At 35.6% G+C, this 18194-nt stretch carries 13 protein-coding genes; 9 read left to right on the plus strand and 4 right to left on the minus strand.

The window, feature by feature from the left end; all coding sequences use genetic code 11:
• Positions 1-317: 317 nt before the first annotated feature.
• Positions 318-2315: a putative porin gene (locus GGR42_RS16415; RefSeq protein ID WP_167966444.1), complete on the minus strand. Its 1998-nt coding sequence runs from the start codon at positions 2313-2315 to the stop codon at positions 318-320.
• A gap of 150 nt (positions 2316-2465) precedes the next feature.
• Between GGR42_RS16415 and GGR42_RS16420 the strand changes: the two genes are divergently transcribed.
• From GGR42_RS16420 to GGR42_RS16445, 6 genes are all read left to right on the plus strand, one after another.
• Positions 2466-6731 carry a thrombospondin type 3 repeat-containing protein gene (locus tag GGR42_RS16420; protein WP_167966446.1) on the plus strand — a complete coding sequence of 1422 codons (4266 nt, stop codon included), beginning with the start codon at positions 2466-2468 and terminating at the stop codon, positions 6729-6731.
• A complete protein-coding gene (locus GGR42_RS16425) occupies positions 6728-7438 on the plus strand; it encodes a hypothetical protein (RefSeq protein ID WP_167966448.1) in 711 nt (236 codons plus the stop codon). Before GGR42_RS16420 ends, GGR42_RS16425 begins: the two co-directional genes overlap by 4 nt.
• A gap of 45 nt (positions 7439-7483) precedes the next feature.
• Positions 7484-8083: a ribonuclease HII gene (locus GGR42_RS16430; RefSeq protein ID WP_167966450.1), complete on the plus strand. Its 600-nt coding sequence runs from the start codon at positions 7484-7486 to the stop codon at positions 8081-8083.
• Positions 8084-8112: 29 nt separating this feature from the next.
• Complete coding sequence (locus tag GGR42_RS16435; RefSeq protein WP_167966452.1) at positions 8113-10575, plus strand: ribonuclease HII; 2463 nt, start codon at positions 8113-8115, stop codon at positions 10573-10575.
• A 140-nt stretch (positions 10576-10715) separates the two neighbouring features.
• The gene (locus GGR42_RS16440; RefSeq protein ID WP_167966454.1) at positions 10716-12059 is read left to right on the plus strand and encodes an OmpA family protein; all 1344 of its coding nucleotides are present in this window, start codon (positions 10716-10718) and stop codon (positions 12057-12059) included.
• A 9-nt stretch (positions 12060-12068) separates the two neighbouring features.
• Complete coding sequence (locus GGR42_RS16445; RefSeq protein WP_167966456.1) at positions 12069-12761, plus strand: TapB family protein; 693 nt, start codon at positions 12069-12071, stop codon at positions 12759-12761.
• Between the two features lie 31 nt (positions 12762-12792).
• Here the strand turns inward: GGR42_RS16445 and lipB are convergent, their stop codons facing one another.
• From lipB to GGR42_RS16460, 3 genes are all read right to left on the minus strand, one after another.
• A complete protein-coding gene (gene lipB, locus GGR42_RS16450; RefSeq protein WP_167966458.1) occupies positions 12793-13509 on the minus strand; it encodes a lipoyl(octanoyl) transferase LipB in 717 nt (238 codons plus the stop codon).
• Between the two features lie 71 nt (positions 13510-13580).
• Complete coding sequence (locus tag GGR42_RS16455; RefSeq protein ID WP_167966460.1) at positions 13581-14324, minus strand: hypothetical protein; 744 nt, start codon at positions 14322-14324, stop codon at positions 13581-13583.
• Positions 14325-14331: 7 nt separating this feature from the next.
• Entirely contained in the window at positions 14332-14487 is a 156-nt protein-coding gene (locus GGR42_RS16460; protein WP_167966462.1) for a YqaE/Pmp3 family membrane protein, read from the minus strand.
• A 98-nt stretch (positions 14488-14585) separates the two neighbouring features.
• Between GGR42_RS16460 and GGR42_RS16465 the strand changes: the two genes are divergently transcribed.
• From GGR42_RS16465 to lysS, 3 genes are all read left to right on the plus strand, one after another.
• Positions 14586-15641, plus strand: coding sequence for a response regulator transcription factor (locus GGR42_RS16465; protein ID WP_209024016.1), 1056 nt, complete (start codon positions 14586-14588; stop codon positions 15639-15641).
• Between the two features lie 111 nt (positions 15642-15752).
• The gene (locus tag GGR42_RS16470) at positions 15753-16316 is read left to right on the plus strand and encodes a thioredoxin family protein (RefSeq protein ID WP_167966466.1); all 564 of its coding nucleotides are present in this window, start codon (positions 15753-15755) and stop codon (positions 16314-16316) included.
• An 83-nt stretch (positions 16317-16399) separates the two neighbouring features.
• A complete protein-coding gene (gene lysS, locus GGR42_RS16475) occupies positions 16400-18091 on the plus strand; it encodes a lysine--tRNA ligase (RefSeq protein ID WP_167966468.1) in 1692 nt (563 codons plus the stop codon).
• The last annotated feature ends 103 nt before the right edge of the window (positions 18092-18194 follow it).

Raw genomic sequence — 18194 nt, forward strand, 5'->3', positions numbered from 1 at the left:
GTATACGCTGTCTTCCCAATATGTCAATAGAACTTATCTCTTTCTCAATAAACCCGAGAAACAATCTCTTGCCCCTCTAAGCGGGTGCAAATATAACACCCTTTTTCATCTCTCACAATACTTGCGAGTTTTTTTTTGAATAAATTTTAAAAAAATACTTAATTGTTCTGATTGTCAATTAGTTAGATTTAAATATTTTTTAAAAGCAAGTATACTAAATCCTTTTTACCGCTATCACCCCACGCCCTAATCAACCTCAAAAAGTTTACAATCAGCCAAATGCAAATTTTGGGAAAGAAAAAAATAACAAAAAGGACTCACGAAAAGAAGTTCCATACCAAACCAAAACGTATCACGAAATCACGATATGGGTAGTTCGGAGCCGAGTAATAATTATATTCCTTGGAGAATATAGTATTAAAATGCTCCGCCTTAAGATAAACCCTTGTTTGCCTTATCTTGGCATTAATGAAAAAGTCCAGCAGAGGATAACCACCCAACTCATCCCTATTTTGAATATAGAATTCTCCTAAAACAGGGTTATATGCATCCATATTATAGGGAGTAAAGTACTTAAAAGTAACCCCCGTTTGCAAATACATTGCTTTTTTGAAAACATCATTAGAATAATACAATGTATTTCTTGTAACCAACTCCGGAACGTTGAGTACAGTGTTCGTCTGCGAAACATTTTGATACATCAAAGTATTATTCAGTGCAAACTTACCCAACCTAAATTCCTTCTTGTACTTTATTTTAATATAATCAATTGTACTATTCTCCTGAAAAGGTTTTATGAATGCTTTTTCTGAACCAGCATCAATCTCTTCGTCCGTTGCCAAGGAAGTAAAATATGTATAATTATCTATTTTAGAATATTTAGCAGCCAAATTTCCCCATAGACCAGATTCCAAGTTAAATTGCAAACTGTTTATTTTTTGTTTATTAAAACTTGAAGTATTCTGCCAATTATAGTTTAAATAGTCACTTTGATATAAAAGAAAATTATAATTGGGCATTTTTGAAGAAGAATGGATTGCTATTTTTATTTTATTCTTTTCATTGAACGTATAGCCCATGGAGGCGTTGATTATAGTTCCCGTTAAACTTCCCGTAACATTTTGCGTTATACTTCCATTCAAAGCAAATCCACCTATTTCCTTGGAATAATCCCCCCCAATAAGCATTTCTTCTCCTTTTAACTTATTTTCGATCTGAACACTGTCGGTTATTAAAATACTATTGAAAAAATAATTATAACTGTAATTCTCCAAACGACCTTTTAAGCTTCCCAATGTTTTATTTGAAAACAATATGTTCACTTGATTGTGCATCGTCTTTAAACTAGCCTTATCATTAATTGGGTTCAAAAAATACTCCCCATATATATGTAGCAACGATGTTTCTGGTTTATATTGGTATTGATAGTACTTGGTCTCATAATTAAATTGATGTCCAACTGCCAAAGAGGTTGAACCTGTACTAACGGAATCCTTTTTTTTCTTTAAAAAATTGTATTGATGATCCAGGAAATAGCGTTTTCCAAGAATTTTGTTCTGCCCATTTGAAAAAACAACATCTATTCTTGACCTATCCTTAAACTGCTCATCACCAGACTCAAATTGCAATTCCTTATCATTTAATCCTCCATTTTCTTGTCCTATTATATTCTGGGCAGCAATATGTGCCCTAAATTGATATTTTCCATTTTTAGTGACATAATTACTTGTAACAGTAAAATTTCCCGATTCCGCCTGCTCTCTTAAATATTTCCCCAAAGACCTAAACCCCTTATATCCCAATGAAAAATTAAGTCTTCTAGAAGTGTTAAAAGCAAGTAGGGCATCTAATGTTTGCCCTTGTTCAAAGGTTGTTTTGAAGAATAAATCAGACATGGGAGTGGGGACATTATAATACCTAATATCTTCTACCTCCCAATAATTTAAATTTTTGGCCCTTGCCCCAATCAACGGATAAAAAACCTTATTTTCAAAATTGACTCCTAATTTATTATAGGGTTGACCAACATTGGCAAAAGGCATCAATTCAAAATCGTCCTGTCTTAAATAATTGTATTTATATTCTTTATTGATAGTAAGTGAGGTATCCAGAAAAGTGGTATCCCTGGCAAAAGAGATTATTTTATAATCCTTAATAGTTATCCCTATCGTATCTTGAACTTTTTCTTTTGTTCTTCCTCTTTCGCTTTTCATTACAAAGGATGAGTCGAGCTTTTTTGTTGGGGGAATTGAATCTTCTTGGGAAAACAATGTTAGGCAACTAAAAGACAAAAATAATAAGAGGAAATACTTCATTCTAAAATGTTACAAAGGCAAAGTTACTTTTTTTGACCTTAATGAAATGTGAAAGTTTTCACAGAAATAAATACAAAACAAAGTATCACTTGAACAAAAAAAATTGATAATTCTTATAATATTCAGCATATTTACAAAAAAAACACAGAAATGATAAGAAAAGTACTACTAGTTTGCTTTTTTATTAGTTCTTTCTCCTATGCACAATTTAATGAGGGTGCTCCATGGATGAACGATCTTGAAAAAAATAAATCCACGGCATCTAAATCCAGTAAGCCATCCTATTCTATTTATGAAATATCAGAAGCTTTTCACAAATATTGGCTCGGAAAAGATTCTTCCAAAAAAGGAAGTGGCTACAAGCCCTATATGAGATGGGAAAATTACTGGATGAACTATGTTGACCAAGATGGGCACTTGCCTTCATCCGAACAGCTATGGAATGCCTGGAAGAGCAAAAGCAACAATATTGCTGGAAAAGCTGTCAACCCAACCAGTGATTGGTCAATCGTTGGTCCAGAATCCCATGGTTTTTTTCCTGGACAATTACCGGGACAAGGAAGGGTCAATGCAATCGCTGTAGACCCAAACGACGAAAATGTATGGTATGTAGGAGCTCCAGCGGGAGGAATATGGAAATCTACAGATGCAGGTAGTACATGGATCAGTTTGTTTGATAATTTTCTTCAAATAGGAGTTTCAGGGATTGCCATTGATCCAAATGATTCCAATATCATATATATCGCTACAGGAGATGATGATGCTTCTGATTCTTATAGCATTGGTGTATTTAAATCCATTGATGGTGGCGCAAGTTGGAATGAAACAGGGTTGAATCCATCCAACACAACAGTGAACACTTTAATGAACGAAATTGTTATTGACCCTTCCAATTCTGATATCTTATGGGTTGGAACTAATGGAGGGCTTCTAAAGTCTATTGATGGAGGAGATACTTGGGAAACAAAAAGAAATGGGAATATTAAAGATTTTAAATTGAAACCCGATAACAGTTCGGTAATCTATGCAGTATCTAACAGTAATTTTTATAGATCTGTAAATGGAGGTGATGATTTTACTGAAATTACGGATAACTTACCAAGTTCTTCTGGTCGTCTTGTTTTAGGGGTTTCCGCGGCCAACCCAGAAGTCGTATATATCCTAAGTGCTGATGTTTCATCAAATGATTTTGCTTATCAAGGCCTTTATAAATCTATAGATGGGGGAACCACATTTGTTGAAAGTCCAAACACCATTGATATTTTAGAATCTTCCCAAGCTTGGTTTGATCTAGCTTTGGAAGTATCTCCTACCAATGAAGATGAGTTGTATATAGGGTGCTTAAACATATGGAAAAGCACAAATGGGGGCAATTCCTTTTCTCAACTTAATGAATGGTTTTTAAATACGCCTTCTTATACCCATGCAGATATACATACCCTAAAAATATTCAATGGAAAACTTTATTGTGGAAGTGATGGGGGTATATATGTTTCAGAAGATAATGGTGCTACATTTACAGATTATACGGCTGGTATTGCCATAAGCCAATTATACCGCATTTCTGTCTCCCCCCAAGACTCCAACAAAATTATTGGTGGTTTTCAAGATAATGGAGGGCTTTTGTATAACAATGGCGAATGGAATTCGTACCATGGTGGAGATGGAATGGACAATGTCATAGATCCAGGAAATAATAAATTACTATACGGGTTTATGCAATTTGGTCAAAATCTGTTCATTTCCCTTAATTCAGGGCAATCTGTAACGTCAGTTTCGGCTCCCAATGATGCCAGTCAAGGAAACTGGATTACGCCATTGGCAATTGACAGTGAAGGCGATGTATTTGCCGGGTATGATGCTGTATACAAATTAGTAGGAAGTGGATGGGAAAAATGGTCCAATGGATTTAGCAATGGCAATATTGAAGATTTGGAAATAGACCCTAACAATCCCATGATTATGTATGCGGCAGATGATAATTTTATTTTCAGAAGTGATAATGGTGGAACTTCTTTCTCCTTTCTTCCTCAACTGGATTCCGAAATTTCGGATATCGCCATAAACAATAATGATAGTAATATTATTTACGTTGTTACCTCAAATAGAGTGGGAACACCCTTGGGGCAACAAACCACCCAACGAGGAGTGTTTAAGGTTACAGTTGATGGAAGTAATACAACTTTTGAAGACATTACCTTAAACCTTCCTACCGACCAGGCCTATTTTGCCATAGTTCATCAAGGCAGACATCCAGATAACCCCATTTACGTAGCTACTAGTTTAGGCGTTTATAGGCTGGACGATACCTTGACCGAATGGGAAGATTATTTTACGGGGTTACCCAATACTGCATATAGTGATTTAGAAATAAGCTTAGATGATGAACTTATTACCGCCTCTACATATGGTCGTGGAGTATGGCAGTCACCCATTCCCGTACAACTACCAGATGCTGATATTCGTTTACTTTCTGTTACTCCAACAGCAAATTCTGTTTTTTGTGGGCAAGTAAATTCAGAAATTTTGGTAGAAAACACGGGTCTTAATCCTGTCACAGAGATTGATATAACCTATAGTATCAATGAAGGAACAGATCAAGTTATGAATTGGACAGGGACTCTAAATGCCGAAGAAACAACTACTATTGATTTAGGTGTTTTAAATATTTCTGAGTTTGGAAAAATAGTTTTGAATGTTACTGCAAGTGCTCCCAACGATGCCTTTTCGGACAACAATACATTAAACACCTTATTTTTTAACAATGACTATGGATTGGGAGGCACCATAAATACTTTTGAAACTGCCAATGAAACCCTTATTGCTTATAATGAAGGAGATGAAGACAACAGTGTTTGGGAAAAGGGAATTCCTTCCGGTGCTATTTTAAATGAAGCTGGTTCCGGTACCAATGTATATGCCACTATATTGGATGGCAACCATCCAGATGCCACTAAAGGGATTTTAATGAGTAATTGTTATGAAATGGCCAACATTTTAGCACCTGTTCTTAAGTTCAATATGGCCTATGATTTAGAGGAAAATTGGGATATTGTTTATGTACAATATTCTATTGACGAAGGAAATACATGGAACGTTTTAGGCAATATAAACAGTCAACCTAATTGGTATACTAGTGATAGAACCAACATCAGTTCTGGTGATGATGATGATTGTCAAAATTGTCCAGGAGCACAATGGACAGGTACAAATGCAACAATAACAGAATACGCATATGATTTTACGGCCAATGCCAACAACGGCGAGGTGGATCTTACCAACGAACCCAATGTACTGTTTAGAATAGTATTTCATTCAGATGCCTTTGTAACTCAAGAAGGAGTCGTAATAGATGATTTTGTGATCGAAGGATTCCAAGACGATGATGACGATGACAATGATGGCGTTTTGGATGTGGACGATAATTGTCCATTGAGTAGCAATGCCAATCAATTGGATACTGATGGGGATGGAGATGGTGATGCCTGTGATACTGATGATGACGATGATGGTATTTTAGATGTTGAAGACATTTGTCCTTTAATTGCGAATCCCAATCAAGAAGATTTTGATGGAGATGGCATTGGCGATATTTGTGATGATGATATAGATAATGATGGGGTCCCAAATAATCTGGATTTGTGCCCAGACACACCTTCTAACTCAGTTGTGGATGTTAATGGCTGCATTGTATTTTCCTTACCTGTAACGAATTTCACAGTTCTCGCTATTGGAGAATCATGCATAAGCAGCAATAATGGAAGCATACAAATAGATGCTGTAGAAAACCTAAATTATACGGCAACTTTATCTGATGGCGTTTCTGATGTTGTGAATACATTTACAACAACAACTTTGTTCGAAAACTTAACAGCCGGAGCCTATACATTATGCTTAACCGTAGATGGCCAAACTGGCTATGAAAGTTGCAGGGATATCATTATCGGCCAACCAGATGCACTTTCAGTTTCATCTAAAGTGAGTTCATTAAAAAGCGAAGTAACCCTTAATTTAGAAGGTGGCAAGAGTTATACCATTAATTTGAACAATGAAATATACGCCACATCTGAAAGTGAAATTACTTTATCACTTTCCAAGGTAGAAAACACCCTTTCTGTAAAAACGGATCAGGACTGTCAAGGAATATACGAGGAAACCATTATTCTGGATTCAGGTGTATTTATCTATCCAAATCCTATTGAAAGTGGCAATATGACCATTTATTTAGGTGAGAGCAGTTGGAATGAAGTAGAATTGTCCTTATACACTGTACATGGCGCAACAATTTTTAGTAAAGCCCATAGTGTGATTGATAATAGAATAAAATTCAGTGTAGACGCCCTACCTCATGGAGTTTACCTGCTCAATTTGAAGACCGACAAAACATTAACAAACTATAAAATAATAAGAAAATGAAACATATATATAAAATAGGGTTTTTGGCAGTATTTTTCTTATTATCGTGTGGTGGAGGTGGTTCCGAAGGAGATGACACTCCACCTCCACCACCACCAGTACCGGACCCTTCCGCAGCAACTTTGGTATTTCCCCAAAATAATACGGAATGTAATGAAGGAACCATTCTTAATGATACTCAAAGTGAGGTGACTTTTGAATGGAATGCATCCCAAAACACAGATAGTTATGAAGTAAATATCACTAACCTTAACACCAGTAGTACGCAAAAGGTAACCGCAACTGGAACAGAAACAGCGGTGACAATTGCAAGAGGTACTCCCTATGAATGGTTTGTAGTTTCCAAAGCTAATGGTACAAATGTTACCGCCACTAGTTCTAATGCAAAATTCTATAATCAAGGGCCTGGCATAGAAAATTATGCGCCTTTTCCTGCCGATGTTGTAAATCCTGAAAGAGGAACAACATTGGCAACTACCACTAGTGTAGCATTGGAATGGATTGGTAGTGACGTGGATGATGATATTGAGGAATATGAAGTGCTTTTCGGAACAGATGAGACACCTACTGTATCCTTGGGAACAGTTACAGAAACAATTATTGATGCAAATGTTGCTTCAGGAGGAGTTTACTACTGGAGAGTCATTACCACAGATAGCCAAGGGAACACTTCTCAATCTGAGATTTTTGAGTTTAGAGTAAATTAATTCTTTAAAAATTACCATCTTGCTTACAATCTAATCAAGCACTTTGTGGGTTTAAAGAATTATTTGCATTTTTTTGATGAAGTCGGCACCGATGAGGCAGGTCGCGGTTGCTTGGCCGGACCTGTTACCGCAGCCGCGGTAATGTTACCTGAAAATTTTAAAAATGACATTCTAAACGATTCCAAACAATTGTCCGAAACAAAAAGAGATTTACTTAGGCCACTAATTGAATATGAATCTCTAAGTTTTGGAGTAGCGCACATTTTCCCTGAAAAGATTGATGAAATCAACATCCTGAATGCCTCCATTTTGGCCATGCACGGTGCCATTTCAAAAATTAATGGTCACCCTAAATTTATCATTGTGGACGGCAACAGGTTTAAACCTTTCAAAAATATTCCATTTGAATGCATTATAAAGGGAGATAGTAAATTCATGAGTATAGCCGCGGCGTCGGTTCTTGCAAAGACGTACAGGGACCAATATATGGAGAAAATTCATTTGGAATATCCCATGTACAATTGGAAAAAAAACAAAGGATACCCAACCAAAGAGCATAGACAGGCCATTCGGGAATATGGAATTACAAAATACCACCGAAAAAGTTTTAGACAATTGCCAGAACAATTAAAATTAGACATTTAAAATCCTAAATTTGTGGGAAAGCCATCCAAATGAAATTTAGAATACTGCTCATTTTTGTTATTGTCTTAGCCCTTGGCTGTAAAAAAGAAGAAAATAAGACCTCTTCTTTATTGCACTATATCCCTAAGGAAACAGCTGTTCTTATAAAAATAAATGACCATCAAGCTTTTAAAAGCGACCTTAAGAACAATGGCTTTCTCAAAGAATTGGAGGGAACTAAGGTTTATAGATCAATCCATGAGAAAATTAAAAATCTGGACAACATTTCTCCAAGTTCGGAAGGATTGTTAGGTTTTGTTGAAATAGGTAAAGAGAATTTTGAATACATCTATGTAACGGACTCCCATCCTAATTTCTTTCAGTTGGATAATGCACAAAATATATCTTCTGAAACGCTTACTTATGAAAACAGGAGTTATGACAAATATGTGTTGGATGACATCTCCTTTTTTAGTTTAGAGCAAGACAATAAAATAATCCTATGTTCCGCCCAGTTGGTATTGGAAAATTTAATCCGCACCCTAAAAGAAATAAAAACTCCCCAAACATTACAAAAATTATATGAGGTCTCAAGTGAAAATAAGCCAGCCACACTATTTATAAATTCTAAATATGGTGATGCTGTCATTACTTCAAAAGTTTTGGAAAAATCCAAAATAAAGATTTCCAATTTTTTTGATTGGATTTCTCTTGACCTTAATACAGGTCAAAATCACATGGGTTTTAATGGTATTAGCATAGCCAATGATTCATTAAACCAATTCATTAATTTATTTAAAAACACGAACCCTTTAACCCCAACAACTCCTCAACTAGCACCCTTAAATTCCACCGCTATACTATCCTATACTTTTGATGATTACAATGAGTTTGCCAAAAACCAACAAAAATACCTTGATCGTTCTTCACCGGTAGATACTATATTCAACACCGTTGAAGAAGTGGGCCATATTTTCTTGAACTCAAAAAAAGGGGTTGTTCTTAAAACATTTGGCTCAGAAAATTTGTATCAATTTTTGGATACTTATAAAAAAGAAAGTAAGGATTACCAGGGCAATCAAATAAACGGTTTAAGCTCTTCAGAGTTTTTAAATGAATTTTTTAATCCCTTGATCCAAGGGTTTTCTGCCAATTATTTTTCTATTATAGATAACACATTCCTATTTTCAGAAGATAGGGAAACCATGCAAACCATTATAAGTAACTATAAAAATGGAGCAACCTTTGAAAAAAGCCCAACATATCTAGCGGCCAAAACCGAATTGGCCGAGGAATCCACTATTCAGTTTATTTCTAGCTCCAAGGGTATAGAATATTTTCTTGAAGAAGATTTTTCAAAAGAATTTGTATTGGATATTAAAGAGTCCAATTTATCTAAATATGTGTTTGCGGGACAGCTGGTAACAGATAATTCCTTTTACCACACCTCTTTAATGGCGGAAAGGGTAGAGAAAGAAGTAGCGTCCAATACCACTTCTCCCCTTTTCACAGTCCAATTAGATGCAGATTTGGCAAATACCCCACAGTTTGTAACAAATCATAGGACCAACAAAAAAGAAATAGTGGTACAAGATGTGGACAACAATCTTTATTTAATTTCAACGGAGGGAAAAGTCCTTTGGAAAAAACAACTTGGGTCCAAAATTGTAGGTAGTATTAAACAGATTGATATTTATAAAAACGGAAGACTACAACTGGCATTTACAACAAATAATCAGTTTTTGGTTTTGGACAGAAATGGGAAAGAAGTGGAGCCTTTTAATAAAACCTACGAAGGAGGAAACCTAAACTCCTTGGCTGTCTTTGATTATGAAGACAAAAAGAACTATCGTTTTGTGGTAACCCAAGGCAGCAAGGTGTTTATGTACAACGGCAAGGGAGACATCGTGGATGGTTTTACCTATAAAAATAGCGGTTCTCAAATTACCAATTCGCCCAAGCATTTTAGAATTGGAAAAAAAGATTATTTGGCATTTATGCTAGAAAACAATTCCCTGAAAATATTAAGCAGAGTCGGTAAGGATAGAGTAACTGTTACAGATAAAATAGATTTTTCCAACAATGATATATATATCTATAAGAATAAATTTACGTTAACAGATAAGAAAGGTGTACTTCATCAAATTGATGAAAAGGGCGGTATTTCGAGGGCCAATTTTAACTTAAACCAAGACCATGGAATAGATGCAACAAGCAACACCCTGGTAATCATGAATGATAATATTCTGACCATAAAAGGAAAAAAAGTAGAATTAGAGCTTGGGGTCTATACAAAACCTAAAATATTCTATATCTATGACAAGATATATGTATCAGTGACTGATATCCAAAATCAAAAGATTTATCTTTTTGACAGTCAAGCGAAGCCAATACCAAATTTTCCAATCTATGGAAATTCAATTATTGATTTGGCCGATATTGACAATGATAGAAAGCTGGAATTGGTAGCAAAAGACCTGGAAAACTCAATCATTATCTACAAATTGAATTAATAGGGTCTTTTTTGTCAACAATACATTAAAGCCAACTACACATACATATTTTCCCACACGAACCTATCTATTTTTGTACTTTTCTGTTGAACTATTTTTTGTAATTTCAAAACCTTAGAGAACCTTATAATTACATGATTATGAAAACATTAAAGCAACCCTTTAAACTATTTTTGGGTTTTTTCTTTATGATATCTTTTTGCGGAAGTGTCAATGCGCAATTTCTAAAAAAACTTGGCAAAAAAGCACAAAAAGCAGCAGAAAGAACTATTGAGAGAAGGGTCGAAGAAGAGTCTTCAAAAACAACTGACAAAGCATTGGACAGTATTTTGGAACCTGGCTCTAAAGGGGAGCAAGGGCAGCAAGTCCCCAACCCAACGTCTGGCGGCTCCAATGAACCCTCATCCACATCAAGTCCTGGTAATGAAAATAATGAGTCGTCTTCACCCAACACATCAAAAGAACCCAAGTCCCTTACAGTTTATAGTAAGTTTGATTTTGTCCCAGGTGACAAGCCCATGTTTTTTGATGACTTTGGGAATGATTTTATTGGTGATTTCCCGTCTAAATGGAATACCAATGCAGGGGGAGAAGTTGTAACCTTAGGGGATTCTTCCCAAAAATGGTTCGAAATGAAATCAGGGTACAATATCTTTTTTATTCCCAACGTACCTCAACTTCCAGAAGAATATACTATTGAGTTTGATGTTGAAACGGTAGGTCTTAGCAAAAAGACTTCTTCAACAGCCCACCTAAGGGTAGACTTAAGTGATGATGACAAATTTAAAGAGGGTGCCAATTTTGTACAAGCACATATTCCTTTTTGTCAATATTCCCCTATTGGTATTACAGTTGAAAATAAAAAAAACAACAAAAGAGAAATATATAGTACAATTAAAGCGGACATTAGGGATGAAATATTGAACAAACCACACATTTCCATTGCCGTAAATAAAGAAAGGTATAGAGTATGGGTAAATGAGGTAAAGTATGCAGATGTTCCAAAAATGGTTCCTTCTGGAAGTATTCTACATACACTTAAGTTCCATATGAATAACTTTAAGGATGGTGAGGAACGAATTTTCATCAGTAATTTAAAAGTTGCCGAAGGTGGAGTAGACCTTAGAAGAAAGTTGATTGCTGAAGGAAAAATATCCACAAACGGAATTCTCTTTAATTCTGGATCTGCAAATCTTAAACCAGAATCCATGGGAATCATCCGCCAAATATACCAGGTGCTGCAACAAGATAGTGGTATAAATTTAAAAATAGTTGGACATACCGATTCTGATGGAGATGATGGTACCAACATGTCACTTTCCAAAAGCCGGGCAGAAGCTGTAAAAAAGGCACTGGTAGAGGTTTATGGTGTATCTGATAGCCGTTTACAAGCGGAAGGGAAAGGTGAATCCGAACCTGTGGCAGATAATGGCACGTCTGGTGGAAAAGCACAAAATAGAAGAGTAGAGTTTATAAAAATTTAAATACACCTTATGAAAATTAGAATAACACTATTAGTTTTTGGATTACTTTTTTCTTTTGGAGTTAAATCACAAGATAATTGTAGCACCTATTATCCCTTGGTCGAAGGTGCAACCTTCCAATACACCAATTACGGCAAAAAAGGAAAGGAAGAGGGCAAAATTAATTATGCAGTTACAAACGTAAGTTCCAATGGTTTTGAAACAAAAGCAACTATGAACATGAATCTTATGGATGAAAAAGGAAAAGAAATTTACACCACTGATTATGGGTTTACATGTTCCGATAACATAGTTAAGATTGATTACCACTCCCTAATTTCTGAACAGACCCTTACACAGTTCAAGGACATGGAAATGGAGGTAACAGGCACGGATATTGAGCTACCCAATAGTTTGGGTGTTGATCAAGAATTAGAAGATGCCAATGTAGCCATAAAGATAGATATGGGTGGCATTAATATGAACATGAATATTGACACGGTAAATAGAAAGGTGGAGAAAAAAGAATCGGTAACAACTCCTGCTGGCACCTTTGATTGTTATGTTATTTATAGCGAAAACAAGACGAAGATGACCATGATGAACAAAACTTTCCCTAATAGAGTTTGGCTGGCCGAAGGTGTGGGAATGGTAAAGCAAGAAAGCTACAATCAAAACGGAAAATTAATGAGTAGTTCTGTGCTAACTCAATTTAGTAAATAAAGAGAAGCAACATTAACTTAAAAGCCGAAGTCTAGACTTCGGCTTTTTCTTTTTTAATCTCAGCTTCAAACAAGTGTGAGAAGTGCTTCACTAATTTTTCTTTTACTTCATCCATGGAGATTGCTTTCACTCCCAATTCAACATTAAGAGATGTCACAGCCTTATCCTTAATTCCGCATGGAATCATTAAATCAAAATAACCTAAGTCCGTATTTATATTCAAAGCAAATCCATGCATGGTTACCCATCTACTTGCCCGTACGCCCATTGCGCAAATTTTCCGTGCAAACGGAGTTCCAATATCCAACCAAACTCCCGTTTCCCCAGATGAACGTTCAGCTTTTAAACCATACTCAGCTAGGGTAAGAATTACCATCTCTTCTAATAACCGGAGGTATTTATGAATATCGGTAAAAAAATTATCCAAATCCAAGATAGGGTATCCCACAATTTGTCCAGGACCGTGGTACGTAATATCCCCTCCTCTATTGATCTTGTAAAATGTAGCTCCCTTTTTGGCCAATTGATCCTCATTTGCCAAAAGATTGGTAATGTCACCACTTTTGCCCAAGGTATATACATGAGGGTGTTCCACAAACAAAAAATGGTTGGGAGTTGGAACATGGGCATCTTCCCTTCTATTTTTAATTTTTACATCAACCGTTTCCTTGAAAAGTTTTTCCTGATAGTCCCAACTCCTCTTGTAGTCCTTAAGACCTAAATCTTGTAAAACAACTTGCTTGTTCATAGGATACAAAGATACAAAGACCGCTTAAGTTTTAATACCTAAGCGGTCCGTGATGAATGTTATGGCCCTATTTAATCCTCTAACTCTACCTCTATGTTAAGAGCTTCAGGATTTTTCATATACTCCAAAAAACCAAGTTCATAAATAAGGGTTTTACCATCGGCACTAAAAGTGGCCTCTTCAACTGAAGAAGATTTTACACGTCTTGGAAAGTGATATTTTAATGTATAGGAAGAACTGGATAGAAACATTTCTGAACCTGCCAAACTATCCAAACTTTGTTGGTGCAGTTCTTCGTCTATTATCTTTGCTCTTCTAATAAAAACATTTTTCTTAAAAGAATAACTTACCTCTGTACTTTGGTTTTCATCTCCAAATGGACTTTGTTCACTAGGGCTTCCTGCGGCAGGATTTAATGAACTTGCATTTTGAAAGGTATTGAACATATCCCCAACCTCATCAATTTTCTTAAAATGGGAAAACATCTCGAACTTCATTTCTTTGGTTTCGGGATTCATTACCATATGCATATTAAAGGGCTCCAGTTTTTTAAGCTTATCTTGCTCTTCTTGGGGCAACGTAGCAATACTGTCCTTTTTCTCTTCCAAAAAGTCCTTAAAGGAAATAATGGAGTCTATTGCTTTTTCGCTGCTTTTTGAGAATTCATCTCCAGCCATTTCCATCAATTCGGATCCATCAAAATTTATAGATATTTTTCCGGAGCCATCTTCTTCAAAAAATATCTCCTCAGTAAAATTACAGGCAATAAAGAAGCACGCGAATATCATCACGGACAATAAATAAACTTTTTTCATCTTTGTTTTAGTTCGGGTTGTTCAGTATAACAAGCGCCCCAATAATTCCAGGCACCCATCCGCAAAAGGTTAAAAGTAGTACAATAAAAAATGACCCACAACCTTTTCCGATAACTGACAAGGGCGGAAACAAAATTGCCAATAATACTCTCCAGAAACTCATATTTTTGATTTTGATTGATGTACACAATATGTCGCCCATTAGTGCAATTTGTTACAAAAACCACTAAATTTATCTGTTCAATGCTTCCATTATTGTATATGAAAAGAATACTTCCCATATTTTTTCTTCTTGGTATAATCCAAACGTATGGGCAATATTCGTTTAGTGGTGAAATTGAAAGTTCTGAAAAAGATAAAACTGTATACCTCTCAATTATAGAGGACTATAGAAAACTTTCAAGGGTTTATATGGAGCAAATCATTAGAAAAACGTCAACGGATTCCTTGGGAAGATTTAATTTTCATGGGGAAAATCTTCTACAAGAAAATAGGATATACAGAATACATGTTGATGAGTGTACCGAGTTTGAGAAAAACAACAAGCATTTTCTGGGTCAGTGCAATAATAGTGAAAGCATTTTGTTTGTGGCCAATAACAATGATACCATTTTATTCCCTTCAACATCTGGTGGCCAAATACTATGTGATATTTCATCTACAAATCCAAAATCAGACGCTTTTCTTAAAATTGATGCTCTAAAAGAAGAAATGATTTATGATTTTATGGACTTTAGAAGTGAGGCAAGCAAAAAGTTAAACTCAAAAAAATGGTTTTCCACTTTTCAAGAGCATGCCAAAACACTGGACGAACCTTTAGCAGAATTATACATCTATGATTTTTTATCGGACAAAAGAAATGAAACCTACACTTATTATTTACAAGACTTTGCTAAGAACTCATATTATGATGGATTGTTAAACCGATTACAAGCCCAATACCCCAACACTGCTTTTACCCAATTGTATGAAACAGAAATTTCAACGGACAAACAATTACTGGCTTTTAAAAACCTTCCCAAATCCAGCATGGATTGGAAATGGCTCTTAGGTATTTTTTTAGGTATTTCCGTTTTATTAAATGTGTTTTTGTTAAGAAGAAGTAGTCTAGTGAAGACCAAAGAAAAGAACCAGACCTTAAAGAAATTGACTCAACAAGAACTAAAAGTAGTGGACCAAATTTTAGCGGATAAAACAAATAAAGAGATTGCCGCAGATATGTTTATTAGCCTTAGCACGGTAAAAACACATATCAATAATTTATATAAGAAATTAAATGTTTCCTCTAGAGAGGATATTAAACGAATTCTTTCCTAAAATTATATAAGAGAAAATCCACCTAGGGTCTAGTCTCTATTTCCACCCCGCGTAAGAGTGTTTTAAATCCATTATAGTTGAATTTTGAGACTATAACCTTAAAACTCTTTTATGAAATCAATTTATCTCTTCTTGTGTCTTTTATTATGCTCAACCCTTTCCATTTCTCAAAATATTAATCAAGAAATTGTGACCGATGGTGGCAAACAATTTTTGGTAGGCAAAATCAATGTAGAAGATGGACTAAAGTCTGGTCCCTACAAAACTTGGTATAATAAAAACCATGATTCTTATGACGTAAACAAAAAAATTGTTAGTGGATTTAAAACTAATCTCAGCAACTACAAAATTCTATTGTTTATGGGGACATGGTGTGGAGATAGCAAAAGAGAGGTGCCCAAGTTTATAAAAATTTTGGAAACGGCAAATTACCCCATGGAAAATTTAAAAATTGTTGCATTGGATGGAAGAAAAAGTCTTTATAAGACAAGTCCTACAGGTGAAGAATGGGGCTTGCAAATCAAAAGAATACCTACCTTTATTTTTATAAAGAATGGAAAAGAAGTTAACCGAATTGTTGAATCTCCCATAGAATCTTTAGAAAGGGATATACATACTATACTAACCAATAAGCCGTACACTCCAAACTATGCGAGTGCCATGAAATCAAAATAACAGCATCTTCTTCTTAAGGAAAACTGTTTCTCATTAGAGGAATTAAGCGCAAAAGTGTAATTTTGCGCTTTAATTTTTTTACTATGCAACTTTCCGAACAAGAGATTATAAGAAGGGAAAAACTAGATAAGCTAAGGGAATTGGGAATCAACCCATATCCAGCCGCCCTATACCCTGTGGATACTACATCCAAAAATATTAAGAAGCACTATGAAGAGGGAAAGAAAGTTGTAATTTCAGGAAGATTGATGTCCCGAAGAATACAGGGTAAGGCATCTTTTGCAGAGTTACAGGATAGTGATGGTCGTATCCAAGTATATTTTAATAGGGATGAAATCTGCCCTGGGGAAGATAAGACCCAATACAATGATGTGTATAAAAAACTTCTGGATATTGGTGATATCATTGGAATAGAAGGAGAATTATTTACTACCCAAGTAGGTGAAAAAACCGTAATGGTAAAGAAATTCTCTTTGTTGAGCAAGGCACTTAAGCCACTACCTCTTCCAAAAGTGGATGCAGATGGGAATGTTTTTGATGAATTTAACGACCCTGAACAACGCTATAGACAACGCTATGTTGATTTAGTGGTAAACCCATCCGTAAAAGAAACTTTTATCAAAAGAACTAAAATTACGAATAGCATTCGGCAATTTTTTAATGATAGAGATTACTTAGAAGTGGAAACACCTATCTTACAGCCCATTCCTGGTGGCGCCGCTGCAAGACCATTTATGACACATCATAACGCGCTAAATATCCCTCTCTATCTGCGTATTGCCAATGAATTATACCTAAAACGACTTATTGTAGGTGGTTTTGATGGGGTATATGAATTTGCCAAAGATTTTAGAAATGAAGGCATGGATCGAACCCACAATCCAGAATTCACGGTTATGGAGCTTTATGTGGCCTACAAGGATTATAACTGGATGATGGATACCACGGAACAATTGCTGGAAAAAGTGGCTATTGATGCAAATGGGACTTCAAAAGTCACTGTGGGCACTAATGAGATTGAATTTAAAGCCCCTTATCCAAGAGTCCCTATTTTGGAAGCCATAAAAACACATACAGGGGTTGATGTTGCCGGAATGCCGGAAGATGAATTGAGGGAAGTGGCCAAAAAACTTGGTCTGGAAGTTGATGAAACCATGGGTGTAGGTAAATTAATTGATGAAATTTTTGGAGAAAAATGTGAGCATTTTTATGTTCAACCCACATTCATCACAGATTATCCAAAGGAAATGAGTCCTTTGTGCAAAGAACATAGAAGTAACCCTGCCTTAACAGAACGTTTTGAATTGATGGTAAACGGCAAGGAATTAGCAAATGCCTATTCTGAGTTAAATGACCCCATTGACCAAAGAGAACGTTTTGAAGATCAATTAAAACTTTCGGAAAAAGGAGATGATGAGGCCATGTTTATTGACCAAGACTTCCTAAGAGCTTTAGAATATGGCATGCCCCCAACAAGTGGCATTGGTATTGGGATAGACCGTTTGGTGATGCTTATGACAAACAATGCCTCTATACAAGAAGTGTTGTTCTTTCCCCAAATGCGCCCAGAGAAAAAAACCATGGAACTCAGTGAAAATGAAAAATTAATTTTTGATATTCTCAAAAAACAAAAAAGCATGCCCTTGGGAGAATTAAAGGATGCTTCTGGACTTAGTAATAAAGGTTGGGACAAAGGAATAAAGGGATTGACAAAATTAGGCATTGCCAAAGTAATTAAAAATGGTGATTCCTTACTTTGTGAGCTTCAGGGCTAGGAGATTTATTTATCTTCAATATTAACACAAACAGTTGATTATGTGTGTTTTTACTACAATATAATACGGGTAAAAACGTTTACTAATAGTAGAACCCCAAATC

It is taken from the genome of Saonia flava (genome assembly GCF_011927795.1).
Classification (GTDB): Bacteria; Bacteroidota; Bacteroidia; order Flavobacteriales; family Flavobacteriaceae; genus Saonia; species Saonia flava.